We start from the raw sequence: 23,260 nt of genomic DNA on the forward strand, positions 1-23,260 counted from the left end.
GGGATCAAAATGAACAACGTGCTTTTCGCCGATACTCTCACGGATTCGAGACCTTCGCACCATCATCAAGAGTCGCAGACCGACTCAAAATTCAAGCAGCCGTTCGCTGAGCATGGGCAATCGAGTGGAGAATTAACGCTCAGAATCGCTCGACCATCTGAACGACTAGCAGCGATCAGTCATCTCTTCAAGAATCCGGTCGGAGTCGCGAGAAGGCGAATGCTCAACTGGATCATTTCGCTCGCAAAAAATCATCCGAAACTCTTGAGTGGGCTGCTCGTAGCCGGTCGGACATCAGAAATTGAGGCTGCAATTTGGCTGTATCAGCTCCCCGGGCGACAACTCAACGTTTGGCTACCTTGTTTCTCGCGGTCGATCGGCGAAACTGACCAACTGAATTTTTTGCAACAAGTTTCAGATCGCATTGCCAAGTCGCCATCCGACTTGGCCTGGTCCACTGTGAAACCCGATGCGGCTGCTTCCATCTCTCAGCTGCAATTTCTGGGACTCAAAGAAGTCGCAGAACTGACTCGGATGTTCTGGCAGGTTTCAGAAACCAAACCTGTCACAAATCACAATTTGTCTTTCGTAAATTATGAGCACGCAAAGCATCAAAGACGACTCGTAGACATACTGAATCGTTGCGAGAAAGATTCGCTCGACTGCCGTAAGCTCCACGGGACTCGAAAAACGGAAGACATGCTGGAGGGACACTGTTTTCGAGAGTCATTAACTCCTTCAAATTGGTTGATTCTTAATGAGGGTGGAAAAGACATCGGGTGTCTGTTGCTATCTCGCCACAACACTCAGCCAGAATTTGAAGTGGTTTATCTGTCGATTGTTCCAGAGGCTAGGGGGCGGCGTTTGGGTAGTGCAATGATTCATCATGCTCAGAAGATCTGTATCGAATCCAACGCGAAACGCATCATCCTGACGTGCGATGGATGCAATTTGCCAGCCTGGAACCTCTATCGAACGTGTGGATTCGAGCCTGACGGAACTTGGAAGCTCTTCGCGAAAGAGCTGACGAACGAACCGCTTAATCGATAATGGCGGTCAGACTCCCGGGAACAGCTCAATCTACGGCTGGCATAGAAATTCGGCTGCAATAACGGGGAAGTTGAACGTTCTGAAACTGTGGTGTGCTGACCATTCGCTCACTTTCCACCAACAGCTATTGCCGTCTGTAGTATCGATTGAGAGTAATCAGGCATGATAACATTAGAACAACTTCGGATGATCATTGCAGAGTCGGGACCTCTTCTCAGAGCCGTCCATGTGGAAGCTCTCGACGAGTCTTCTTTTCTCGTTGCAATCGACGAAGACTGCATTATTCGCATCGACTATGACCCGAAAACTTGTCGCCTCGTGCTGTCTTCACGTTTGGGAACAGTCGGAATGATGGATCGACTCGAAATCTATGAGCAGCTATTGAGATACAACTTTCTCTGGAATCACACCGGAGGTGTCAAAGTCTCTCTTGATTCGACGGATGATGACCTCGTGCAAAGCTACGAACATTTCGTCAGACACCTCAACGTGACGGAATTCTGCCAACTTGTCACTGGTTTTCAACGCAAGGTGCGAGTGTGGCAAAAACTGATTCTGTCGAGTTGCCGAATTCAACAGAATTGCGATCAGCAAATCGCCATCGGCGAAGAATTTGACACTTCCGGATGCACCACAGAAGCACTACGAGTCTGAATTCCTGAACGCGCGCTCAACCTGGCAGCTGAACGTTTTACTGTTTTATCTTGATCCTTCTGACTAGATCGGCATTCGCAATGAGCATGTCACAAATCTCAGCAACCGATGCGACCGCATTGACTCGCAGCCGGAAAAACGCGATCGACGAAGACCCGGACATCAAGTCAGATGTGCTGCATCAATCGCAGGAGAAGCCTTCCGCGAACCTGCAGCAGAAGCTGGACGATCAGATCAATCATCCACTCAAGTCCAAGCAAGAGAAGGGTGGCCTGGAGCTTGCTAAAGATCTGCGTGAATCACACGGGAACTTGAAAGCCAAACATCAAGATCTGGTCAACGGCTACAACAACCTCGTCGATCAGTTCAAGGGCAATGTCGTCGATAACGATCAACTCACCGATGAAGACATCGAAGAGTTGTTGCGTGATTTGGAATATCTCGAAGCCCCAGCATACGAACAGAATGACTTCACTCGACCTAGATCAGGTCATGTCGATATCAGTCAGCGTGCGAATACGTCGACTGCGGAAGAACCTCCAAGCGGTGATTCGCATGCATCTCAACAATCTGATCCACGCCTTTCAGTCGATAAGGGCGATCACCTCAGCCGCAAATCGATTGCAGACGAGAATCAGTTCTTCGACTTCATCGATTCGCTCGTCGAGGAAAATGAGAGCGGGAACAGCATTGACCGATCAAGACTCGATTCACAACTCTCGACTCACACGCAGGACGATTCAGGACCACAGCAGCCCCTCGAATCGCAGCCAACTAAAAATGAAGTCGATCGACCGAACGTCGAAGCCGAAAAGAACTTAGCGCCGACTTCAAAGACCGACGAATCAAATCAGTCTCCCCAAATCGACGATCAATCAGGGCCAAAAACCAATGCAAAGTCGGACACAGTCAACTCGTCAGCGACCAATCCAACCAACCATGCGAAAAGCAATGACACGAGCGATGCTTCCGAAGTGCGTTCGAACGTGGTGGTCGTAAGCACGGCAGTAAGAAAACCATCGGAGGATGACATCAAGGCAGCCGCAAACGAGGCAGGAGGAGTGATTGCATCACGAATTGAAGATGCTGCAAAGGGACCGTCTGGCTCGAAAGTCGAAATTCCAATGGAGGCGATTGGAAAGTTTCTGAACGGATCGCCGGGGCTTGGATGGCGGCCTCAAATTCAGAAAGGTCCTGACAAGAACGAGCTCATCAGGACGGACCCCAGCAATCCAAAGACAAAGCACGTTCAATTCCACGTTAGCGAAGATGGTAATCTGGTCCTGAAAATCATCGGCAAGAATATCAACTGGACGAAACGAGTGGCCGCCGAGAAAGGATCTGGAGGTGGTCTGGTCCCCAAGAACAACGGTGACGATCTCGATTTCACTTTTCAGTTTTCGCAGAAAGCGTGCTCCAAAGCATTTAATCATAAAACGACACTCTCTGATGAGGTACTTAAGAATGTCCGCTTCAGTTCATGCGAGTTGACCAATACAGGGCTCGTCCTGACGAAGAAGTGATCTATTGCTGGTCCATTTTTTCGGCAACCACGGGATCGATCCTTTCAGGTGGTCGCTGCAAGACTTCTTCTCATTCTCGTTTTGTATCTTGGACGACAACAGTCGGTCTCCCTAAAGGGACGGGTCGTCCGTTGAATGTCGTCTGACAACTCAGCTTGTGAGCCTTCCTCGATAAAACGACGCTCTTTGCAAAGTGACGGGAAGGAGTGATTGATTATGTCCGCTGATATTCGTGATACATCATCGCTCATTCTTTCAATTAGTGACACTGAACAGGCTCATGTCGCAGATGAGTTCACTCTGAACTTGAGCGACCCGCAACCCGCGCCCACTCACTACCTCGCTCCACCACTTTCCGCTCCTCCCCAGCATCCCGTCCAACACTATCGGGACGCTCTTCGATATCACGCTGATGAAAGCCAGCGATCGATCAAGCAGCAGACGATCGATCAACTCGCCGAAGCCAATCTGTCACGCAACGTTAAAGAAACGTTGACATCCCGCAATCGATTCCAACGAGACCGCAGTTTCTGGGATCGAAACGAAGCTGACGTCAAAGGGCAGCTTCAATTGAACGCTCCGACAACAAGCATGCAACAACGCATCTTGCATCGACAGCGTGGTGGTTTGCTGGCGACTTTTCGATCTGCCGAGCAACGATTCCACGAACTGTCTGGAACTCCGGAATATCGGCGAATCGATCCACAGGGCAAAATCGCAGAATCGTCTTCTACCGAGTTGTCCAATGTGCAGGAAAACCTAAAACGAACTCTCAGAAATCTACTGATCGTCGTCGACTTTCAAGTGGAGACATTGGAGTCATTCAAAACTCAAAGTACTGCCACCGAAGTCGACCTTGCAAAACTTAATGAACTGAAGTCTCTTCGCCAAAGTCTTCGATCCAATGCAACGCAGTTCAATCAATCCAATGCAACGCAGTTCAATCAACTGTCGTCGGACCAACAAGACAATCGTGAAACGCAACGTCAACTTCAAAGCCTTGCAGTTGAAGTCGACCACTTGGAAGCAGTCTGGAGCAGTTCTTCGCCAGGACTAGATGCTTTAGGAACGGAGCAAGAATCGAGTGTCGCTCGTCCCTCCTCAGCGGACCGGCAAGTCCAAAGTCGAATTGCCCGCAGTAGTCGGCTTCGTCAGATTGGAAGCGTGCTTGTTGCCGCTCAGGATGATGACATAGAGACGGTTGCCAACCTGGACTCATGGCGAAATCAGCTATCAAAGTTGAAGCAGTCGAACCCGGTAAAAGACACAGATACGCAGCGAAACGAATTAGTACTTAAGTATTCGCGAATTCTTCACTTGGCGAATACGAATGGATTGGACCTCAAGCATCTGCCGAAGTACGCAAGCGAAAATTATTACATTGAAGGACTGACGCATCTTAAACCGCACGAACAAGAGCGAGTCTTCTCAGAGATCGATTCGCTCGTTGACGGATGGGCTGCGGAATACCGATCGCTGGCAGAGTCACTTGTTCCCAAGGGCCGAGTCAAAAGGACATGGGAAGCGTTCAAGAATTGGTTCAGCACGAGCGTATTCCGCAGAAAAACAGCGGAAACAGGGGCATTCGGCACGGAAGGCATGATCGCTCAGAACGAAGCAGGGATCGCGATCGGGAGCCTGAAAGCACAAGAATCTGGTGAAGAGGTTGACACCAGTGCCACCGAGAAAATGGACGTCGCTGAGTTTGTGGCAAAGGATGTCCTCCACACTCTAGCGATCGTTAAAAACGCTGACGACTTTGTCCGAATTCAAAAAGAAGTCGAACACAAGAAGCATAAAATTAGAGTTGCAGAGCAGGGGTTGAGAGATCTCAGAGTGAGTCAAGATTCTCTCAATCAGGTCGACAAATACCGATCGAACCTCAAGAGGCTTTATTTCGAGAAACTCGGAGACCAAGAGATCGCTCTTGATCGTATCGAGCAAGGAGTTGCTGTCACGCAAGTCAATCGCCACGCTGCCACGATGGGGCACGACATCGCTGTTCAAGTTGGTCTGACCGGTGTCGGGACGACGATCGCAAAAGTCTTCGGAGCGTTTGGAGCAGCAGCGGCTGAGTTCACGGAAGGAGTGATTGGAAGCTTCAAAGCAATCCGTGGCCAGATGACTTATCGCAGATTGGATAAGACAGTCAAACGACTTGAAAGGCAGCTGGAAACGGAAACCGCCCCTCAACTGGTTGAGTCGCTGAAATACCAGATTCGGACTCTCAACGATCTTAAGGACCAACAAACCCGCCTCCTCAATGTCTGCTCCTCGCTGAAGGGATTCGGGATGGCGGCAGGTTACACACTTGTTGCCCTGGCCGCTGTTGGAGTGACGACTGTCTTCAGTCCGGTCGTCGCACCAATCTTGCTCGCTTCATTTGCAACAGTCGCGGTTGGAATTGCAATCTTCAAAGTCGCGAAAGCGACGCATGAAATCTGGAAGATTCAACGGACTGAAGACCTGCTTCTAGGACGCGGGGGGGATACCAAATTTCTCGCTGATTTGATCGTTGAAGCAGAGGAAAAAGGAACAACACCGGAAGCGATCGCTCTGACGAGGATTTCCCGAGGGCATGGAGCCGCGGCGAAGCGGCCAACAGCGATGCAACTGCTCCATCAATTGAAGTGGCAAACACGTGATATGCGATTCAACAATGATGCGGCCCGCGAACTTCAATCAGTAAACGATGACATCCAAGCCTGTGAACTGCAACTACGAGATCCGCACATTCCGATCGAAGCGGAACGCTACCTCGAGTCTGAACTTCAGAAGTTGTCGTCTCGCCGGAATCTTATTCAAGACGCACATTTCAACAGCATCTTGAGAACCCCCGCCGCACACGTGTTGCGGAACGCCTACCGCATGTCTCAGGAAGAAATTGTGGCACTCGTCGACGCACCGAACAGCGAAGAATACGACGAAATCGGAGCAAAGCTGATCGGAGAATATCAGGCCGAACTCACGCAATGAAATCTTTGGAATACAACAGCACAACGTACTTAAATAGTTTATTAGAAAGGGAAGCGATGACCGCTATTGAACGCATCGCGGAGAGTCTGGAAGGCTCCGGGTACAAACCTGTCCTGGCTGATTCTGTAGAAACTCAAAAATCGCTCAGCACACTCGTTGTGCCGTTTCGACCCGATGAGTTGGGTCGTGAATACTCCCTCTTCATTGAGGTGATGCCAGCAGAATCACAAGACGCGGTCGAGTTCATTCACTTCTCGCTCATCTATCCATTCGTGATCGATCATGTTGATTGCGTCCCAGAGGTGATTCGGACACTCTTTCTTTTGAATCGCTTTCTGCCAGTTGGTCGACATCAGTTCTGCGAACAGACTCCCGCTGTCTTCTTTCAGTATCAACTGGTGGTTTCCGGCGCCATGACCGTCGACCCTGATTTGATTCGTGAAGTCGTCGACATGATTGGTTTCTTTACTCGCAACCACGGACGTTTCATCAGTCGAATATTTCAAGGAGAGATCAATGCCGAGCAATTCATCGAAGAGCTCGAAGTGAAAGGGATCGCGATTCCTCCACTGTTCGGCATCTCGGAGAGAAACGAAGTGAATGCATCATTGAGTTGACGAGTTTTCGTGCTTCGCCACATCGAAAGAGCAAGAAGAATGACAATGGAAGAACTGCAAATCTGGTCACGAAATTATGGCGTTGAGAATTTTCATGGAGCTTGCAGCTTCACCTACAACGATGACTTCGGTTTCCGAATTGAAGCGACCGAAGGCGGACGATTTGTGATGCTTTCGTCAACGATTGCAACTGTTTCCATTCAATCCGAGAGCGATCTGTTTCGGCAGTTGCTGCGATGGAATCATCTTGGAGTAAAAACTCAGGGCGCGTCGTTTTCGCTCGACGAAACTGGAGAGAACATCGTGTTGTGGATCATGATTTCGATTGACGACCTTGACCCTGCTGAGTTCGATCGAGTGGTCGGATCATTCCTGGATCTGTCCGAGCAGTTTGCTAAGGCAGTGCGACAAATGGACGAAAGCAATATTGCAGAGGTTCTCTGACTGCCATTATCGCTGCGGCTAATCACCTGTATCGGATGACTTTTCTCGACTCGTGCCTGTCGAACTAGACGATTCAAGGTCTGTTAAACTCACGTCAGTTTCAAGCTCGCCTCTGTCAGCGTTTTCAGTATTGCTGACTTCGTCCTCATCCAGGACTTTTCTTAGCAACTCGTCCGACTCGAAGTAGTACTCGTCTAAGTCAAAATTGATTGGAACTTTCGCACCGCGTTTTGGAGGGCCAACTGCATTCAGTTCCCTGATATAACGTTCTCTTTCTGCCTCTTCGAACTGTTTTCGATCCTTTTTCGACTGCTTGACGTCATGAATGAGAATCGGTGCGCTGACGGCAGCACCGGCAAGACATGAGGAGACAATGACGGTCAACGCAATGGACCCGATGACCCAGCCGACCGGTCCGGACGCAATTCCGAGAATGGAAGCGATCGTAAGTACCGTTCCTTTCGCGGTGATTGCAGCCACAATTCCACTCCCAAGTGCCAGTCCAGCGTTCGCTGCCAAACCGGCGACCAATCCTCGTTTGAACCACTTCTCCCCACGATGCAGGACCGTCACTTCATGTCCAACCAGTGACTCGTTATCCGGAACCTGCACAGAGTCCTGACAAACCAAAGGCACCATCTCCACTTGGCGGACTTCTCCGTGCGTATTTCTTCGCCAACCAAACAAACGAATTTTCGACGTCCCCCTCGTCGTCTCAGTTCCGAAGTCCTGTGAATCGAGTGTCGAATCCATCGAATGAGAAATATCTGGATCTGGTAGCTGTAGCGTCAAGTCGCGAAGACTCTCGAAAGAAAACGATGGTTGTCCCAAGTGTTCGGGTGACGAGATTTCGTCCTCATTTTCGCTGGATGGATTCACCAGGCGAACCGTCATTTCGTGAGACTCTTCGATCGCTTCAGAGTGATTGGGGCGTGGGGACAAGGTCAGTGGAGACGTGAACTGACTGGAAGAGGCAGTCGTCGAATTCGAGGGATTCGGCGATTCCTCCTGATGAAAACCGTTCACACCCTTTCGACCGCGACGAGCTGCAGCGATTGAGCCGGCAAAAATGGCATCGAGATCATGAGCTCCCGGACGATACCAGCGTAAGTGAAACTTACCCTCTTGTTCCTGATTTACTTGATTGATCTGGGTGCCGAGTTCGGAGTCGATACTGCCAATCGAATCCTGCGAGTCCATCGACATTCTTTGCTGTTCATTCTCATGAAAGAAGTCGTTGTTACGCAGTGGGTCGTTCTGGCTCGACAGCGACTGGAATGCCATGAGTTGGCCTCGATTGGGTGTAAAGATCTATCGCCTCTTATACGGAACGTGCCATCTCTGCGTTTCTTGCAAACGAGAACCTCAAACACTGGGTGCAAGTTCCATCGTCGAAATTCGTACATAACAGTCGGAGCGATTCGTCGCATGAGTCCCATCAATTCGAATCAAACGTTGACTTCCAGCAACTGCAGTTCTGTCTTGAAAATGTCAATACTTCCGATCGCTTGGAAAGGTGTGTCATGTCGACCTATTCCCAACTGACCACAAACGAAGCCGACGAACATGCGCGAATTGTGGATGAGTTGCAGCCGGAGAAGAATGACGCTGAATCCCAATCTGGAAGGATCTTCGAGAAAACTGTGGAACCGATCGAAGTGGGGCCGGATATGGAATTCACACGGGAGTCACTGATCCGCAACCGCTTTCTAATCCGGGCGGGACGCATCACGGATCGTCAGATCTCGCAGGCAGTAGAACTTCTACGCAAGAACCCAAGTGTCAAACAGTTTCTGCTGTCGTTGCTGAAAAAACGCAGGAGCCTGAATCACGTTCGGTCTGGAAGTTCGGCATTGACGCGTCGAAATCGAGAAGAATTAGACGAGCGTCTTGTGCAACAGCGTCTTCTCTCGATGAAACAACAAACCGAAGAAATGGCTTGGAACGAAGCTGAGCACGAAATTCAGGAACAACACCTGGAACATCTTCAGTTCGCGGAAGACCTGCAACGCATGATCGCTTTTAACCGCCATTTCGACACCACGCTGATTGACTCGATAATTTCTCACAGCGAGGTCACGAAATCGCTCATCGAAGATCAACAATTAATAAACGCTGCAATCGAGGCACTCCCAAAGACAACGAGTCCAATTCACGGACTGCAAGATCCATAGAATTCAAGCGTACTTTTCGGAAAGTCAACACGTCATTTATCTGCGTTTATCGACGCCTCTTGGAACTTCTAAGACAGAAACTCGGCCAGATGTTGCAAAAAGAAAGTCGCCAAATTGACGTCAACGACGTCCACAATGCCTGTGAGGTGATTGAAAAAATCATCAATGGGATGCACACCAAACAGCAAAACAGTCCAGCCATGCACGCGCTTGTTGCTGCAAAACGTGAGCATGATCCGGTTCGGCGGGTGAACCAACGCGTGAATGCAATCCGCGAGGGCTATGCCGAGATGAAACTGACGGTCGATCGTCTCAGTCAACTATTGCGAGAGAAAATGAGCAACATGGATACCCCAGAGATCTCTCCAGAAGCTCAGGCCGAGCTTCAAGCTCTCAAAGACTCCATTCGCAAGAAGATTCGCAAGCGCGCAGAGGAGGAAATGGCTCGCCAATATCCGGAACAGTCTGCTAGCAAGAAACGCAAACCACCTCGGAATCGGATGACGGTCTGAATCGATGGCGCCCCCACTTTGATGAATTGAATGGTCCTGACTCATGTCCAGCTACACCGATCTCGCGCTTGATCCTACATCGATCCGTGTCGATCTTATCAATCTCGGAATTGATGAAAGTCTCTACAGCGACTCGGAGCTAAAGAGTGTCATGACCGTCTCGGACATCATTCTTCGAAACGAGATTACTAACAAGACCGATGAGCTCGAACTGGAGATGTATGACTTTGAGATCCAATCGGGCAAGTTGCAGGCTTCTCAGATCTTCTTTAACGAATTGATGACGACGCTCGACAACGAGAGCGTCACGCTCGCTGGTCTGATGGACTTCATGACAAAGGATTACACGTTCTTGAATATCGGCGACGCCTCGAAGATGACGCTGGACTACGAAATCACTTCTCCGGAGTTGACAGTGGCGGGATTTGGTCCTGACGCGACAGCAACATATTCAACAATGCAGGATTACTTGGACGCACTGACAGGAGGTGACTATCAGGCTTTGCTCCTCGGCCTCAAGGCTGCCATGGACGAGGGCGCATTCGAGTCGGCGATCTCGGGAATCTACAATGGCACGACAGGCATCGAGCAAGTGAATGTCTACTCCTCTTGGACGGACTTCGCGGACGGTTCGTTGAGTTACTCTGTCAAGGTCGCGAATGAAGATAGTTCCGCCCCCACCGTCTACCTAGGTCTGGACGAAGTTCGCGAATATCTGATTGCGAAAGCACTTCAGACATCAGGATTCATTGGAGAAGATGTTTACATCGAGCCCGTAATTTTCGCCAGCAGCTCTCAACCAGCTCAAGCTGGAGCACTAGCAAATGAGTTTGCGACCTGGCATCAGCTTTTTTACGGAAAGACGACGATCGCATTTGACGCAACAGCCGGGACTCTGACCGTTGACTACAACGCTCCCGCAGCGACAAGTGAGTTTGGCTACAACCTCACCGACTACTTCGACGACACACCTGTCCGCGTCGAATACTGGGAAAACGCGAACAAAATCACGAGCAGCTGGGATAAAAAATTCAATACTGATCTGACTGACAGCAATTCAGAGACGATCGAACCCTTCGAAAGTGAAACTTTCAATGCTTATCTCGTCATGACAGCTGCGTATGCATACGACGATTTGAGTGACGCGTTTGACCTCACGTCCGGCAAGCGAAATCCGCTCAGCGACGGGGCTCCCAAGGTCTCATGGGAATACCGATGGGACGACAAACGCTGGAGCGACTTCTCAGGTGATTCTGTGCTTGATGAAGACTACATGGAACGGGAGTCCATCAAAGAACTCTACACAGACATCGGTGGTGGGGTGGAGGGCTTCGCCGCTCAAGGAGAGCTAAACCTGCTATCGATCAGCACATTGCTGACTGAATGGAGTGAGTACCACGCCGGGTGGGACACAATACACAAATACGTCACCGATGCCATCGACCGTGTCATCGAAATGATGAAATAATCGCTTCAAGTGAACTATTAACTCAGGTATTCGAGCACAAAGCTATGTCGACTGATTTTGCAGATCTCGGTTTCGATCCCGCGACAATTAAACAGGACTTGGTCGATCTGGGAATCGAAGTCTATGACGAACTTGGAAACGACCTCTACACCGATGGGGAGTTGGAGAGCCTTGCATTTGTGACAAACGTAGTTGTCCTCGATGCGATCACTGCGAAGTCGACTGATATTGAAGAACTTCTGTCAGCTTATGAAATTGAGACAGACAAACTGTCAGCGATGCAAGAGGTTCTCAATAACCTGCGAGACTATCTAACTCCGGACGATGCCACAAAGGCAGACCTGATTCAGTTCCTGGAAGTAGAAACCACCTTCATTGACTCGCTCAACGCAGAATCAACGGATCTCAGCGAGGTCCCGATTGATGTATCCGACTTACTGGGCGGGGGAACAATCACGTTCGAAAACCTTGAAGATTTCCTGGATGCCCTTGATTCCAACACTTACATGACCGCAGACGATGTTCAATATGGCGAGTCGTTCAACATATACAATCTTTTCGCAATTGACAACTTATCATCATCGCCATTTATAGATGATGGATTCATAAGCTTCGATCCAACAACAGGTAATGTTCAGTATTCATTGGTTGGCACGGTCGGCATGTTGGTCACACTAAGTACTGAGCAATTTGAAAACTATATCATTGCTTCGGTCTTGCAACTTGCAGGATTCATCGGCTCCGACGTTGTTTTGCATCCAGTGATGTTCGATGATTCAAATCCAAACAATATCACACAATTCATGCAACTTTACTTCGGCAAGGTCGGCATCGAACGTGATACTGACGCCGGAACCATCAGTGTCACGTATAATGGTTCTGCGGCAATGCGGGAAATGGGAATCGAAGTCAATGAGTACAGCGAATATCTCAACGACGAGAGCACCCTGGGGTTTCCAGAACCATTGAGAGGGGAAGAAGACAGCGCCTTCTTTCGACTTACAGGATATTATGCCTTTGATGATCGAGAGGACATGTGGGACTGGGGTGGAGTCTCTGCAAGCAGTCGATCTTGGTCAGCGTATGCTGATGAGGACCTAAATGATGATTTCAAGAGCGAAGACATCGACGTTCTTCTGGAAGCTGCGGCAACGGCGATCGAAAGTCAATCGACGTCAACAGAAGTTGCACTTCTCTATACCAACTCAGCAATCACTGAGTGGGGCGAACTCAACGATGTGTGGGATTTAATTCATCAATACGTCCATGATGCTCTCCAGCGAGCCAGCAACAACAGCGCATAACGTTCGAGAATGACAAAGGCGGCAAGTTGAGGAACTTCCGATGAGCACAATTGAAGTCGTCACCGGCAGCTATATTGATGGTGAACTGAACGATGTTGATATCGATCCGATGTTTGCATTGATCGAACTGGTGTCAGACGTCGCTGAGGACTTTCTGAGTTGGTACGAAGAAACAACAGACTTTCTGGAGGAAAGCAACGACTGGATGGTCTGGCTGAGCGGAGTGACAGCACAGGGCAGAAGTTTCAGTGATGAATCACTCAGCGAAAGAACTGAGTTTACCGAGTGGCTGGATTCGATTGGATTTGACTTCAAGCAGTATTTCAACACCAGCAGTTCGATCACCACCAAAATCAAAAGCGACTACGAAGTCTCCGAGGTTCTTGAGTTGCTCAGCCTGGAGATTGAAAGTCTATCTTCGCATACAGATCAAGTTTCATTGTTTTCAAACGCTCTCATTGGAGACGTGGAGGATGGAAACAATGAGTTCATGAACATTGTGGATACGCTTCGAAGTTCTGCACGCGGACACATCCGCTAAGTTGAACGTGAAATCATTGAGGACTTTCACACTGTAAGACATTGCATCCCCCCCATCCTCTCCCTGAAAGGGGAGGGGACCTTTTCGAACAACTGTCAAACAGCACTAGATCGCGGATAAACCATGACTGAAATCAACTCATTCGGAACGGCAGAAGAAGTGATTCCGACCTATGATCCGATGTCGTCAGTGTCCGAAGCGGATGCTCAGCAATTCGCTCAGCTTGTTGATGAAGGAACGTCACTCGAAGATGAAATCACGATGCAGAAGCAATACGAGAAGAATTTTCAGACGATCTCGTATCTGTTCATGAAAGGAATCTATGATCACATCGAAGATGAGATTGGAAAACAGCAGTAAAGTCCTGCAACATCCTTGAACAGAAATCGACTTCAGTCCTTCCAGCGGAAGAGAGACCGTCGGCCGGTCGTTTCGGACTTCGGCTGTTCATCCGAGTCCTTCTTCCGAAAGAGGTTGAATGGGACTCTTCGGTTCTCGGTAGTGGACTCCGTTTTCTGAATTTGCGCCGTCTTGTAGACGTTGCCTGAAGAACTCTGCTCCCATCTCGGGGAGTTAGCTTCTAATCGCTGCAGGGCCGGGTGGGCCCCACCAAGGGTCTTCATGTTGAGACTCGCAGCTGCTTGTTCGTTGGTGATCTGAGACGAGCCCTGAACCGTTGTGGATTTCGAGTAGCTTGCCCGCTCAAGGTGTCCGTTGGATTCTTCGCTGCTCACCCTCATTTCAGCTCGGCGTACGTCATTGACCGAAGTTTCATTTTCGCTCGCCCAAACTGGAAACTTCCCTGGCGATCCCTCTTGAGCTCCCTGCCGATTCTGCCCAACTGGGTTTGAGGGCAAGCCAACTGGCGGAATTTGACCGGGAGGACACGCGGGCAGGGGAGGACAGAGCTCATCGGCGTCGAGCGGAACAGGATCGGGGAAATAGTCGAGACCAGGTGGAATATCGCCTCCCTGCAATGACGCAAGAGTCACGATTCTCGGCTCGATCAGAATGACTCTTTCGACTCTACTGGTGTTGAACTCCTCCGTCCTGAAAAGAAAGCCCACGCCGGGAAGATTTCCCAAGACAGGTATTCGCGACTCGACAGTCGATTTCTCCTCGCGGAAAAGCCCACCGATCAAGAGGCTCTGGTTCTCAGAAAGGAGTGCCTGCGTTGTGATCGAGTCGTTGCGAATTCGAGGAATTTCATCAACGGTTTGTTCGAGAACAGCACCATCATCAATCTGGACACTCAGTTTGATCAGCTTCTTTGCATCCTTTTCGATAATCCGAGGAGTGATGTTGAGTTTGGTCCCGACAGAAACATCAAAGAGATCGACTTCAAAATCGCCTTCGACGCGAACAAAAAATGTTTCGCTGTTATTGATCTCAGCTTGCACATTGTCGAGCGTCAAAATCGAAGGTCGGCTGGCGACCCTGGCGTATCCGTCTTGTTCAAGAGCTTTAATCTGCTGCATGAACTGGACTGTCTCGTCCTTCAACAATGTCACAGCGAGATTCGCGGTGTCGGTTGTTGTAAGTTGCATCGAGAATTGTCGAGCCTGACCGCCGCTGTCCCATTGAAAGTCATATGGCAGCCCCCATTCGAAGACTCCCCTCTTCGTGATGTCGATAATTCTCGCTGTGATTTCGATGATCCCGGACGGTTGATCGAGCGAGTGAATGAGCTGACGGTATGACTCCATCCGTTCAGGAAGATCGCGGACAACGATGGCATTCAATCGGGGGTCAGCGCGGATCGTCGGCGTGATCGATGCAGTATTGATGACTCGTACTTGATCAGATTCTTCAACCGTCCCATCAGGATTGATTTGAGTTGCCAAGTCCTCGCGAGTTGCAATGTATTCGTCCGGCTGAACGTCTGTTTCACCAACTAGTGATGGCTGACGGCTGAACAAACGTGCCTCGGGAGTTTGCGAGAATCGATCCAATCCGTAACCGGTGAGGCCCGGAAGATTACGAGGCAACAACGTCGACAACTTTCCCTGAATCGGTTGACCGGAAATCAGGCTTTCCAGAATCGTTGCGACGCCCGGGACCTGAACCGATTGTCCCTGAAACTCCAGAGTCTGATCGGTTGCGGATGCAAAAGTAAGTGGAAAAACCGCGATCGACACCTCGTTCATCAGGTTTGCTTCGCCTCCGCTCTCGAGTGTTTCGACAGCAAAACGTGTCATTTCGATCAGCCGAGGTGGACCGACGACCAGGATCACTTTTTCTGGATCGAGCAATCGAAAAGGGAAGTTGTCCGAATACGCATTCAAGATCTGCATCGTCTCGGTCACACGTGCAGGTGTCGTGTATCGAAGTCGAAAGGCTTGCGTTTGGAGGTCGCTGCTGCGATTGATGTAAACAGATGTCCCATCGTAGTACCAGACCAGCCCATTTTTCCCGGTGATATAGTTCAGGAACTGCTCAGGAGGTAACTCGATCTCTTCATTGATCAGCTTGGGTTCAACAGCTTCGTCGATGACAATGTTGAGTCGTTGATCAGACGCGAATGCACGGAGAACTTCCGTCAGCTCACGATTGACAGCGCGGTATTGATAGACCTCAACACTCGTCGGCAACTGCGCGTGCGCTGACCGTGCTGCAACGGTCAGCACCAACGTGACAATGATTGCTCTCGCAGTTTTCACTGATTTACCCCATACCGATTGTTCTATACCTATCAATCGGCTTAACCGGCACACAACATTCGCTCGACGAGGGAAGAAATGCCTTCAAAATGCAAATGAATGACTTTCGGTGCCGTTGCCGTGAATCAATGCTGCAAACATGATGAATCATGCAGTCCAAATGCATTTTGCACCATCGTTTTCCCGATTGTGAGTGCGCATAATTGAAGCGCAGACGACCACCAATGAACATGGCAGCTACTGCGCTAATAGATCAGTCTTAGGACTGGTCAGATTGGTTCCCCTCGAGTTCCTCTTCCTGCCGTGCGACTTCTTCATTCAGCATCTTGATGACACGGGACTTGGCGACATAGATCTCTGCAATCTTCATGTTGAGTTCTTCAGAAGCTTCTTTAGCGCTGCGCTGTTCAAGAGTCGTAATCTCAAACGCCCGCCATGTGAAGTCTCGAACACGCTCTCGAACACGACGCTCCGCCTCATGCAGAAGAATTCGCTTGTACTCTTCGTCGACACACTCATTGAGAGTTTCGAGGGCAGCTGGATCTTCGAGTGCGCTGAGTCGATCCAGATTGACCGAATCGCCACTTCCTCGTCCCGGTTTGTGCCATGTTCGGATGACATCTCGAACGGCGTTGTTGGTCACAGTTTTGAGCCAGCCGCGAAAGCTCCCTTTGTTCGAGTCGTAGCGCGACTCCCGCATGACCTGAACAAGCTTGATCAGCACGGTTTGAGTGACGTCCGCGGTCTCTGTTTCATCCAGATTATATCGCATGCACCACGAAGCGATCATTGGTCCGTACTGGCGAACGAATTCTGACCAGGCTTGTTCCTCGTTCGCTTGCAGATGTACGAACATCGACAATCGGGTTGGGATGTCAAAATTGACTGACATCAGAAACTCCACTCGCGATGGTGTTGAAGGACATGATGAGTGTTCTGGCCTGCACTTCTCCTTCAATCGCAAACCAGTCTTGTGAGCGACATCGCGCTCTTAAGTTTCTTCAAACAGATCAATTTTCTGAATTGCCGCCGGATCTGAAGAATTCTCTCAAGAAGCTCACGCTCAACGACTATGGCCAGTGAGCGAATTCACTCATGAAAAAAGTGAACAATCTGCAAGAACCCTATCTCCGTTGCGTTCTCTCGCCGGAAATGTGTTCATCCAGCTATCCGAACAACAAGGTCAAAACCGCCACATGAGTGTCGATTCTCCTCAGATCCCGAACGTCGACGAGAAGAGCCTGGCCAAAATGGTGGAACTCATCATGTGCCAAGGCTACACATTCGGTGACGCATTTCAGGTCACAGACGAAATGAAATCGGCACTTTACGCCTATGCCTACGACCTGCAAAAACGCGAGCAATATTCCACCGCTGAAACCGTCTTTGAGTACTTGTGCTTCCTTGACCACTACGAATCCAGCTCCTGGGTTGCTCTCGGTTTTTGTCGCGAAAAACTTCGGAACTACAAGAAGGCTCTTCAGGCTTACGTTCTTGCAGGGACGCTCGACATCGACAACCCGATTCCGAGCATCCGTGCTGCAGAATGCCTGATGCAGATGGGCGAACTGGAAGCTGCCAAAGACGCTGTCCTGATGGCAATCGAAAATTCCACCGACGAACCTCACCTCGTTCAGCGCAAGGATCGCGCTGAATTTCTCCTCAAAATCATTGAAAAACGTATGGCCAAGGAGAAATCACAGTGAGTCAAGTCTCATCCTACAGTTCCAACCCAATCACTGACACAACCATGGTGAATGGTGAAACTGCGGTTGTCGACGAGGTCGCCGTTGAGAATGCGGAAACCCTCAGCGTCTCCTATTCCGAAGAACATCAATCAAGGACGACCGGCAACTCATCACAACGAAGCTCTGGTGACGGAGCGGATGTGAATGGGCTGTCATATCCGGCAGACATCGATCTCAAAGACGCACTCTTAATCCTCGGAAGTAATCAATCTGAGATTGCCGAGGATCAGCTTGAGTTCAGTGCGGAGCAGATGACAAATCTGACATCAGAAAGAAGCGATCTCGCTGCGAAGAACATCGAGAAGCTTTCACAAATGCGGGAGAAAGCTGAACAAGCAGAGAAATGGGGCGAGTTCGGGAGAATCGCCGGCTACATCGCGACAGGGCTCACACTGGTCGCAGGTTTAGCGTGCCCAGCGATGATGGTCGCCGGGATCGCCATGTTGACGATGACATGTCTCAACGAAACCGGAGCGACAGAAGACATTATCAAAGCACTTTCATTCGGCAACGACGACACCGTCTTAGGAACGGTTCTTCTGGGAATTGCAATCGTTGGAATCTCCGTCGCATCTGGCGGTGCAGCTGGTGTGGCGATCTTTACAACCATGGCACCCGGAATGCTCTTCTCGGCCGAAAACTGTGAGAACATGGGAATGGACAGCGAGGCAGCCATGTGGGTCTCGTTGAGCGTTGGAATTGGCGTAGCATTGTTGGGCGGAGTTGGAGCGATCGCTCTCAGCAAGTCGAGTTCAGCTTTGCGAGCAGGAAGTCAGGCCGCTAAATCCGGGACGACCGCATCTCAAACGGCTTCCACATCTGCAAACACCGCGTCGACCACCGCCAAAACAGCGAGCACGACCGCCAAGACAACGAGTACGACGGCAACGACATCTGCGAAAACTGCAAGCTCAACGACAGCGACGGCAAAAACTGGAACTCAGACCGCCAATGCTGCGACGACAACGACTCGCACTGCCACCGGAGCAGCACAAACGTCGGCAAAGACGACGGAAACATTGAATAGTGCCTCGCAGAAATTGATGCAGGTGATCGAGGAACAGACCGATCAAATCCGTGAGTCACAGTCACTCATGCAGAAGCTCAGCTCCGCTCGACTCGAAAAGATGATCCAGCATGGATTGGATAAAGCTGCGAAAATCGCTTCTAAGCTGGGGGTCGCCAGTGACGCTGGAAAAGACGCCGTCACAACGATGAATAAGTACACGATGCTGACGCAAACAGTGATGGACACATTCACGACCGCAACAAAAGCTGTCTACGCCGATTACAACTACGACGTCGCTGTCCTTCAGGCAGACGCTGACTACATCGATGCTGAGATGAGCTACACAACTGAACGATATAACGCCTGGAAGTCGATCATGGATCAGGCTTCCACAAACTATCAGACGCGGGTCTCAAAAATGACGGATGCAATTCATGATGTACATGATGCTGTCGTCGGACACCTTCGCGCCATTTGACGAACGAATGAGACCGTGAGTCTCCGCTGCATAAAATTCCTCCCAACCACTCGATTCCTGGACTCTACGATGACTGCGACCGTTCAACATGAGCAGCCTGCTGCGGAAGTGCCTTCGTCTTCGAATTTCGAAGTAAAAGCGTTCGATCCAGAAGAGGTAGCACGATGCCTGAAAGAAGGCCGTCCGCTGAAGGAACTCGTCGACTTCGATGATCGAGTTTGGGAAACGATGTACGACTTCGGCTTTCGTAACTTCCAGAATGGACAATTCAGCGCCGCAGAATACTGGTGGACTCAGTGTTGTCTGTTCGAATCCCATCGTGACCGCAACTGGATCGCCTTGGGTGTTGCTTGTAAGAAACAGAACAAGTTCAGCGAAGCTCTGAATGCATTCTCGTTGGCAGCCCACAACGGCAGCAAGAATCCCTGGGCACCGCTGCACGCAGCGGAATGTCTAATTCAACTCGCTGAATTCGACAAAGCAGCATTGGCGTTGAACGATGCAGAAGAATGGCTCAACTCCAGCAAAGACCCGTCACAACTTCAGAGTCGCATCACGATGCTGCGCCGCGGATTGGAAAGACGGAAACAGCGCGAAGACAACCATTCGCCACCACGCGAATAACACTCCCGCTAAAACACGATTTGTCGACCTGCACATTAAATTTCGAGGCTCAACGAAGAGGTAACAAAATGGGTGACCAAATCTCCGGATCACAATCCGACAATGGCATGAGCTTAGGCCACATGATGCTGATTGCTGGCGTCAATCAAATGGAAGCTCAGGATGACATCTTCGTTGCCCAGCGAGAATTCTCTCGCGACCTCGGATTGCAGATGCTTGACGATGCGGAAGTCGCTCGTTCGAAGAAACTCGATGCCGCCGGGAAGCAGGCAATTGCCGAAGGCATCGACGCGGCATCAACTGGTCTGGGTGCTCTGTCGAATGGAATCGGATCCAGAAAAATGGGGAAGATCGACGTTCAAAAACAAGGATCACCAGAATTCCAAAGCCAATACACATCGAAAGAAACAAAACTCGACACACTCAAGAAGACCGAGACGGAACTCGGAAGACAATCCGTCGATGGAACCGAAACCGGCGTTGACGGTGAGACTCCCACGGGAGTCGACAACAATGGCAGAACACTGTCGGAGGTGAACGAACAAGAGGCTCAGGGATGGCGAGATGAACGTTCCGATTTGGAAATTCAACTCGACACACAACCCAACCTGACCCCGGAACAAAGAGCCACGATGCGCAAGCGGGTGAACACCCTGAACAAGCAAATCGGGGGTTACGATAAACTTCAGAGTACGAAGTCGGAAATCAACACCGTCGAGCAGGACATGCAACGTTTGGCCGACACCGAGCGACGCAGGATCGGCGACAAACTTCACATGGATGTCGAAATGATGAGTCAGGTCTCGATGGCTGCTGGTAAAGGTTTGGCAGCGACATTTCGATACGCGGGCGAGTCCGTTCGAATTGAGGGTGAAGAGTACGATACGCTGCAACGCTGGCACGGCGATCGAGCCTCCGCATTCGAGCAGTATGCTTCTCAAAGCATGTCGACAATCAACGGTTTGTCTGAACAAATCATGCATGCTCAAGAGACGGAACAGGCCTCGATCCGAAGAATGACTCAGGCCTGATCGCGGAATCAAATCTTCCGACACCTCCTTCAGCTTGACCGTCGGTTGCGAAAGTAATCACATGACTGCCTCACTCGATACCGTTTTTCAGCACCTCAGCGAAACGCTTGGAATCGACGACTTGATTCCAGAAGAGGATGGACGCTATCGCATGCAGTTCGACCAGCAACTGGATGTCAGCATCCGTATCGACGGTCGATCCACAGTCATTTTGGAGTCGGCACTCGGTCCGGTTCCAGACGACGAGATGCGAGCTGAACACCTCCTCAAGCAAGTTCTCGGTCGGAGTTTGCTCCACTTTCGAAGGTGTAGAGATGTTGTCTGTTATGAGCCGGAATCGGAACAAATCGTACTGCAGAGGTCGTTCAACCTCGACGACATCTCCATCTCCGGTTTTCACGAGCAACTGGAGGAGTTTCTCAACACATTGGAACCTTGGAGAAACTTAATCAAAGAGTCCGACTCACCATCGATCGCTTCGATGCCGCTACAGTTTGTGACGCCTTAGTCCTTTGCAGTGGTCATACAATCAACTTCTCGTCAGCCAGCAGCAGTCAACGTAGTCCCCGATGCCGCAATCTCAGAATCTCGTTGACATTCCAGAAAGCATCGCGGAATCTACGCCGACCGTTGAACTCGATCGGCGATCAAATCGACTCGAAACAAGAGACAAACCGCTCTTCCAAATTGAGCATGACGACGACGAGACGGAAGCATCGTTGGCCGACTGTGACTTGCAAGAGCCATCGCGTGAAAGTCAGCTTTCGGCGTATGAAACAATGTTGTTGTATTATTACCTGAATACACAACTCTATGAGACAGGACAGGCACCTCTCCTGGCATCGGGACAACCGCGCCCGATTTACGACTGGTTTGTAAATGCCCTCAATGTCGCCCCCTTATGTGACTGGCTCTTCTCATACCTGAACAAGCTTGCTCGCTGGGAAAGAACCACAAAACACGGAGGTTCTGCCAATCAGAACGGTCAATGCCCGAGCAGCGAGATACCCAAATTCACAGAATGGCAACGTCTCCCCGGCATCAAAGTGTAGAGCAGATGAATCAGACTCTCATTATGATCACTGATTGACACTCTTCGACGGATTCTCAGAAAAGCACGGGGACGATTGTGCTGGCGTGCCGCGAAACCACGACACCGGACTTCGCATGAATTTGCTCCCCGAATCTTCGCGGGGAAAACTCTTGTCCATCATCCGTCGTCCACTTCCGACGCGATGGAAACCATTCGCATTCTGCGAGCCAAGTAACGGCGAACGAACGTCCAGTCCGGGCAAGTGATTCGCCCTCTCGAGTGTGATGTTGTATTCCGCGATCAGGCCAGGTGTGTAATCGACATTTGCCAGACACGTCCGGTCGTTGTCGAGATAGTCCAGATTTGTGATGACCTGACGATTTGGGACATCAACAAGTGTGACACGCACTTCAGCGAGATGAGCCGTGCGAGCTCGATTGAGATTCTTCTTCGAAAATTCGACGACTGCATACGTCTTGGCAACATCGCCATAACGCCCGAATGCGTAGTCCACCACTCGAATTTCATCATACTTGACTTTGGGGTGATAGAGCATGACTGCTTGACAAGCCAAATCAGTCGTCAAGGTATGCAAGTCGGTGGCAGAGGCCGATCGCTGAACACTGGTGGAGACGAGGCAGAAAGTCACCACAAACAGAAACCAACGGCGGACAATTGATAGCAAAGTCATTTCAACCAACCTGTCGAAGTGGATCGGGTCCTGAAAGGCGGACAAGTGGATCTCTACTGATGTCATCGGACGCTGATGACGAAGCCTCGCATTCAAACTGAGAGAAGCAGAAGAATCGCCTCATTTTGTTGAATGTGACGGCATCCATTCCAACGAATTCAGCTCTGATTCCCGGTCTTCTCTGCAAGATCTCAACGATTCCTGACGTTCAAGAATGGAATCACACACTCCATTTCTCTCATCACGAATTCCTGGTTGAGTTATGCATCAAGATCAGTTTGCAGCCCAATTGGCCGCTCGCCTCGAGCTTTCATTGCTGAAATTCAACGATGACTCTATCTGCAGACTCATCTTCGATGGAGAATTCGTCGTCGATGTCGAATGGGTCGACACATCTCAAATGCTGCACATGTACTCTGTCGTTCACTCCCGGGCGTCCGAGTTGGAACCCAAATATGTTCAGCTGTTGAAAGCCAACCTCTTTGGCCGGGAAACGAATGGATCCGCATTTTCGATTGACATCAATCGTGACGAAGTGTTGTTGATTCAATCGTTCCGTACGACGAACCTCGATATGGATGTGTTCATCAAGAGCCTTGAGCTGTTTGTCGATACGGTTTCTCACTGGAAGCATCTGCTGGGAAAATCGGAAATCGAAACCGAATACGAACCACAAGAGTCGAAACAGTCCGAGGAAGGGCTCATTCGCGTCTGATGAGTTCG

23 protein-coding genes are annotated in these 23,260 nt (G+C 50.2%); 19 read left to right on the forward strand and 4 right to left on the reverse strand.

Going from position 1 to position 23,260, the window contains the following annotated elements; translation table 11 throughout:
* The first annotated feature begins 9 nt into the window (after nt 1-9).
* The 6 genes from AB1L42_RS01495 (at nt 10) to AB1L42_RS01520 (ending at nt 7,264) form a co-directional block, all read left to right on the forward strand.
* Complete coding sequence (locus tag AB1L42_RS01495) at nt 10-1,050, forward strand: GNAT family N-acetyltransferase (RefSeq protein ID WP_367050416.1); 1,041 nt, start codon at nt 10-12, stop codon at nt 1,048-1,050.
* Nucleotides 1,051-1,212: 162 nt separating this feature from the next.
* On the forward strand, nt 1,213-1,704 hold the full coding sequence (locus AB1L42_RS01500; RefSeq protein ID WP_367050418.1) for a type III secretion system chaperone: 492 nt from the start codon (nt 1,213-1,215) through the stop codon (nt 1,702-1,704).
* Between the two features lie 80 nt (nt 1,705-1,784).
* A complete protein-coding gene (locus AB1L42_RS01505) occupies nt 1,785-3,227 on the forward strand; it encodes a hypothetical protein (protein ID WP_367050420.1) in 1,443 nt (480 codons plus the stop codon).
* Between the two features lie 216 nt (nt 3,228-3,443).
* Nucleotides 3,444-6,203 (forward strand): hypothetical protein, encoded by a 2,760-nt coding sequence (locus AB1L42_RS01510; RefSeq protein ID WP_367050422.1) that lies wholly within the window; start codon nt 3,444-3,446, stop codon nt 6,201-6,203.
* A gap of 56 nt (nt 6,204-6,259) precedes the next feature.
* The gene (locus tag AB1L42_RS01515) at nt 6,260-6,820 is read left to right on the forward strand and encodes a hypothetical protein (protein ID WP_367050424.1); all 561 of its coding nucleotides are present in this window, start codon (nt 6,260-6,262) and stop codon (nt 6,818-6,820) included.
* Between the two features lie 39 nt (nt 6,821-6,859).
* Complete coding sequence (locus AB1L42_RS01520; protein WP_367050426.1) at nt 6,860-7,264, forward strand: type III secretion system chaperone; 405 nt, start codon at nt 6,860-6,862, stop codon at nt 7,262-7,264.
* 18 nt (nt 7,265-7,282) lie between these two features.
* Here the strand turns inward: AB1L42_RS01520 and AB1L42_RS01525 are convergent, their stop codons facing one another.
* Entirely contained in the window at nt 7,283-8,548 is a 1,266-nt protein-coding gene (locus AB1L42_RS01525; RefSeq protein WP_367050428.1) for a hypothetical protein, read from the reverse strand.
* 239 nt (nt 8,549-8,787) lie between these two features.
* Here AB1L42_RS01525 and AB1L42_RS01530 point away from each other — a divergent pair, with 239 nt between their 5' ends.
* From AB1L42_RS01530 to AB1L42_RS01555, 6 genes are all read left to right on the forward strand, one after another.
* On the forward strand, nt 8,788-9,438 hold the full coding sequence (locus tag AB1L42_RS01530; protein ID WP_367050430.1) for a hypothetical protein: 651 nt from the start codon (nt 8,788-8,790) through the stop codon (nt 9,436-9,438).
* An 89-nt stretch (nt 9,439-9,527) separates the two neighbouring features.
* Nucleotides 9,528-9,950 carry a hypothetical protein gene (locus AB1L42_RS01535; RefSeq protein WP_367050432.1) on the forward strand — a complete coding sequence of 141 codons (423 nt, stop codon included), beginning with the start codon at nt 9,528-9,530 and terminating at the stop codon, nt 9,948-9,950.
* A gap of 43 nt (nt 9,951-9,993) precedes the next feature.
* The gene (locus AB1L42_RS01540; protein ID WP_367050434.1) at nt 9,994-11,418 is read left to right on the forward strand and encodes a hypothetical protein; all 1,425 of its coding nucleotides are present in this window, start codon (nt 9,994-9,996) and stop codon (nt 11,416-11,418) included.
* A 278-nt stretch (nt 11,419-11,696) separates the two neighbouring features.
* The gene (locus AB1L42_RS01545; protein ID WP_367050436.1) at nt 11,697-12,722 is read left to right on the forward strand and encodes a hypothetical protein; all 1,026 of its coding nucleotides are present in this window, start codon (nt 11,697-11,699) and stop codon (nt 12,720-12,722) included.
* Nucleotides 12,723-12,762: 40 nt separating this feature from the next.
* Entirely contained in the window at nt 12,763-13,263 is a 501-nt protein-coding gene (locus tag AB1L42_RS01550; protein ID WP_367050438.1) for a hypothetical protein, read from the forward strand.
* Between the two features lie 123 nt (nt 13,264-13,386).
* Nucleotides 13,387-13,623 (forward strand): hypothetical protein, encoded by a 237-nt coding sequence (locus AB1L42_RS01555; RefSeq protein ID WP_367050440.1) that lies wholly within the window; start codon nt 13,387-13,389, stop codon nt 13,621-13,623.
* A 32-nt stretch (nt 13,624-13,655) separates the two neighbouring features.
* Here AB1L42_RS01555 and sctC read toward each other — a convergent pair whose 3' ends face one another.
* Entirely contained in the window at nt 13,656-15,923 is a 2,268-nt protein-coding gene (gene sctC, locus AB1L42_RS01560) for a type III secretion system outer membrane ring subunit SctC (RefSeq protein ID WP_367050442.1), read from the reverse strand.
* Between the two features lie 259 nt (nt 15,924-16,182).
* Nucleotides 16,183-16,815 carry a sigma-70 family RNA polymerase sigma factor gene (locus AB1L42_RS01565; RefSeq protein ID WP_367050444.1) on the reverse strand — a complete coding sequence of 211 codons (633 nt, stop codon included), beginning with the start codon at nt 16,813-16,815 and terminating at the stop codon, nt 16,183-16,185.
* Between the two features lie 304 nt (nt 16,816-17,119).
* Between AB1L42_RS01565 and AB1L42_RS01570 the strand changes: the two genes are divergently transcribed.
* The 6 genes from AB1L42_RS01570 (at nt 17,120) to AB1L42_RS01595 (ending at nt 21,865) form a co-directional block, all read left to right on the forward strand.
* Complete coding sequence (locus tag AB1L42_RS01570; protein WP_367050447.1) at nt 17,120-17,629, forward strand: SycD/LcrH family type III secretion system chaperone; 510 nt, start codon at nt 17,120-17,122, stop codon at nt 17,627-17,629.
* Entirely contained in the window at nt 17,626-19,158 is a 1,533-nt protein-coding gene (locus AB1L42_RS01575; RefSeq protein ID WP_367050449.1) for a hypothetical protein, read from the forward strand. The genes AB1L42_RS01570 and AB1L42_RS01575 overlap by 4 nt, the downstream gene beginning before the upstream one ends.
* Before the next feature lie 69 nt (nt 19,159-19,227).
* Nucleotides 19,228-19,782, forward strand: coding sequence for a tetratricopeptide repeat protein (locus AB1L42_RS01580; RefSeq protein WP_367050451.1), 555 nt, complete (start codon nt 19,228-19,230; stop codon nt 19,780-19,782).
* Nucleotides 19,783-19,850: 68 nt separating this feature from the next.
* A complete protein-coding gene (locus tag AB1L42_RS01585; RefSeq protein ID WP_367050453.1) occupies nt 19,851-20,813 on the forward strand; it encodes a hypothetical protein in 963 nt (320 codons plus the stop codon).
* Nucleotides 20,814-20,874: 61 nt separating this feature from the next.
* Nucleotides 20,875-21,321: a CesT family type III secretion system chaperone gene (locus AB1L42_RS01590; RefSeq protein ID WP_367050455.1), complete on the forward strand. Its 447-nt coding sequence runs from the start codon at nt 20,875-20,877 to the stop codon at nt 21,319-21,321.
* Nucleotides 21,322-21,382: 61 nt separating this feature from the next.
* A complete protein-coding gene (locus AB1L42_RS01595; RefSeq protein WP_367050457.1) occupies nt 21,383-21,865 on the forward strand; it encodes a hypothetical protein in 483 nt (160 codons plus the stop codon).
* Between the two features lie 27 nt (nt 21,866-21,892).
* On the opposite strand, the gene AB1L42_RS01600 is transcribed toward AB1L42_RS01595, so the two are convergent.
* Nucleotides 21,893-22,537, reverse strand: coding sequence for a hypothetical protein (locus tag AB1L42_RS01600; protein WP_367050459.1), 645 nt, complete (start codon nt 22,535-22,537; stop codon nt 21,893-21,895).
* A 262-nt stretch (nt 22,538-22,799) separates the two neighbouring features.
* Between AB1L42_RS01600 and AB1L42_RS01605 the strand changes: the two genes are divergently transcribed.
* Nucleotides 22,800-23,252 carry a type III secretion system chaperone gene (locus AB1L42_RS01605; protein ID WP_367050461.1) on the forward strand — a complete coding sequence of 151 codons (453 nt, stop codon included), beginning with the start codon at nt 22,800-22,802 and terminating at the stop codon, nt 23,250-23,252.
* The last annotated feature ends 8 nt before the right edge of the window (nt 23,253-23,260 follow it).

It is taken from the genome of Thalassoglobus sp. JC818, assembly GCF_040717535.1.
Classification (GTDB): domain Bacteria; phylum Planctomycetota; class Planctomycetia; order Planctomycetales; family Planctomycetaceae; genus Thalassoglobus.

Excerpts from the sequence above, each read along its gene's own strand:
- AB1L42_RS01495 (WP_367050416.1), top strand. The coding sequence starts at position 10 with ATGAACAACGTGCTTTTCGCCGATACTCTCACGGATTCGAGACCTTCG.
- AB1L42_RS01500 (WP_367050418.1), top strand. The coding sequence starts at position 1,213 with ATGATAACATTAGAACAACTTCGGATGATCATTGCAGAGTCGGGACCT.
- AB1L42_RS01505 (WP_367050420.1), top strand. The coding sequence starts at position 1,785 with ATGAGCATGTCACAAATCTCAGCAACCGATGCGACCGCATTGACTCGC.
- AB1L42_RS01510 (WP_367050422.1), top strand. The coding sequence starts at position 3,444 with ATGTCCGCTGATATTCGTGATACATCATCGCTCATTCTTTCAATTAGT.
- AB1L42_RS01515 (WP_367050424.1), top strand. The coding sequence starts at position 6,260 with ATGACCGCTATTGAACGCATCGCGGAGAGTCTGGAAGGCTCCGGGTAC.
- AB1L42_RS01520 (WP_367050426.1), top strand. The coding sequence starts at position 6,860 with ATGACAATGGAAGAACTGCAAATCTGGTCACGAAATTATGGCGTTGAG.
- AB1L42_RS01525 (WP_367050428.1), bottom strand. The coding sequence starts at position 8,548 with ATGGCATTCCAGTCGCTGTCGAGCCAGAACGACCCACTGCGTAACAAC.
- AB1L42_RS01530 (WP_367050430.1), top strand. The coding sequence starts at position 8,788 with ATGTCGACCTATTCCCAACTGACCACAAACGAAGCCGACGAACATGCG.
- AB1L42_RS01535 (WP_367050432.1), top strand. The coding sequence starts at position 9,528 with ATGTTGCAAAAAGAAAGTCGCCAAATTGACGTCAACGACGTCCACAAT.
- AB1L42_RS01540 (WP_367050434.1), top strand. The coding sequence starts at position 9,994 with ATGTCCAGCTACACCGATCTCGCGCTTGATCCTACATCGATCCGTGTC.
- AB1L42_RS01545 (WP_367050436.1), top strand. The coding sequence starts at position 11,697 with ATGCAAGAGGTTCTCAATAACCTGCGAGACTATCTAACTCCGGACGAT.
- AB1L42_RS01550 (WP_367050438.1), top strand. The coding sequence starts at position 12,763 with ATGAGCACAATTGAAGTCGTCACCGGCAGCTATATTGATGGTGAACTG.
- AB1L42_RS01555 (WP_367050440.1), top strand. The coding sequence starts at position 13,387 with ATGACTGAAATCAACTCATTCGGAACGGCAGAAGAAGTGATTCCGACC.
- AB1L42_RS01565 (WP_367050444.1), bottom strand. The coding sequence starts at position 16,815 with ATGTCAGTCAATTTTGACATCCCAACCCGATTGTCGATGTTCGTACAT.
- AB1L42_RS01570 (WP_367050447.1), top strand. The coding sequence starts at position 17,120 with ATGAGTGTCGATTCTCCTCAGATCCCGAACGTCGACGAGAAGAGCCTG.
- AB1L42_RS01580 (WP_367050451.1), top strand. The coding sequence starts at position 19,228 with ATGACTGCGACCGTTCAACATGAGCAGCCTGCTGCGGAAGTGCCTTCG.
- AB1L42_RS01585 (WP_367050453.1), top strand. The coding sequence starts at position 19,851 with ATGGGTGACCAAATCTCCGGATCACAATCCGACAATGGCATGAGCTTA.
- AB1L42_RS01590 (WP_367050455.1), top strand. The coding sequence starts at position 20,875 with ATGACTGCCTCACTCGATACCGTTTTTCAGCACCTCAGCGAAACGCTT.
- AB1L42_RS01595 (WP_367050457.1), top strand. The coding sequence starts at position 21,383 with ATGCCGCAATCTCAGAATCTCGTTGACATTCCAGAAAGCATCGCGGAA.
- AB1L42_RS01600 (WP_367050459.1), bottom strand. The coding sequence starts at position 22,537 with ATGACTTTGCTATCAATTGTCCGCCGTTGGTTTCTGTTTGTGGTGACT.
- AB1L42_RS01605 (WP_367050461.1), top strand. The coding sequence starts at position 22,800 with ATGCATCAAGATCAGTTTGCAGCCCAATTGGCCGCTCGCCTCGAGCTT.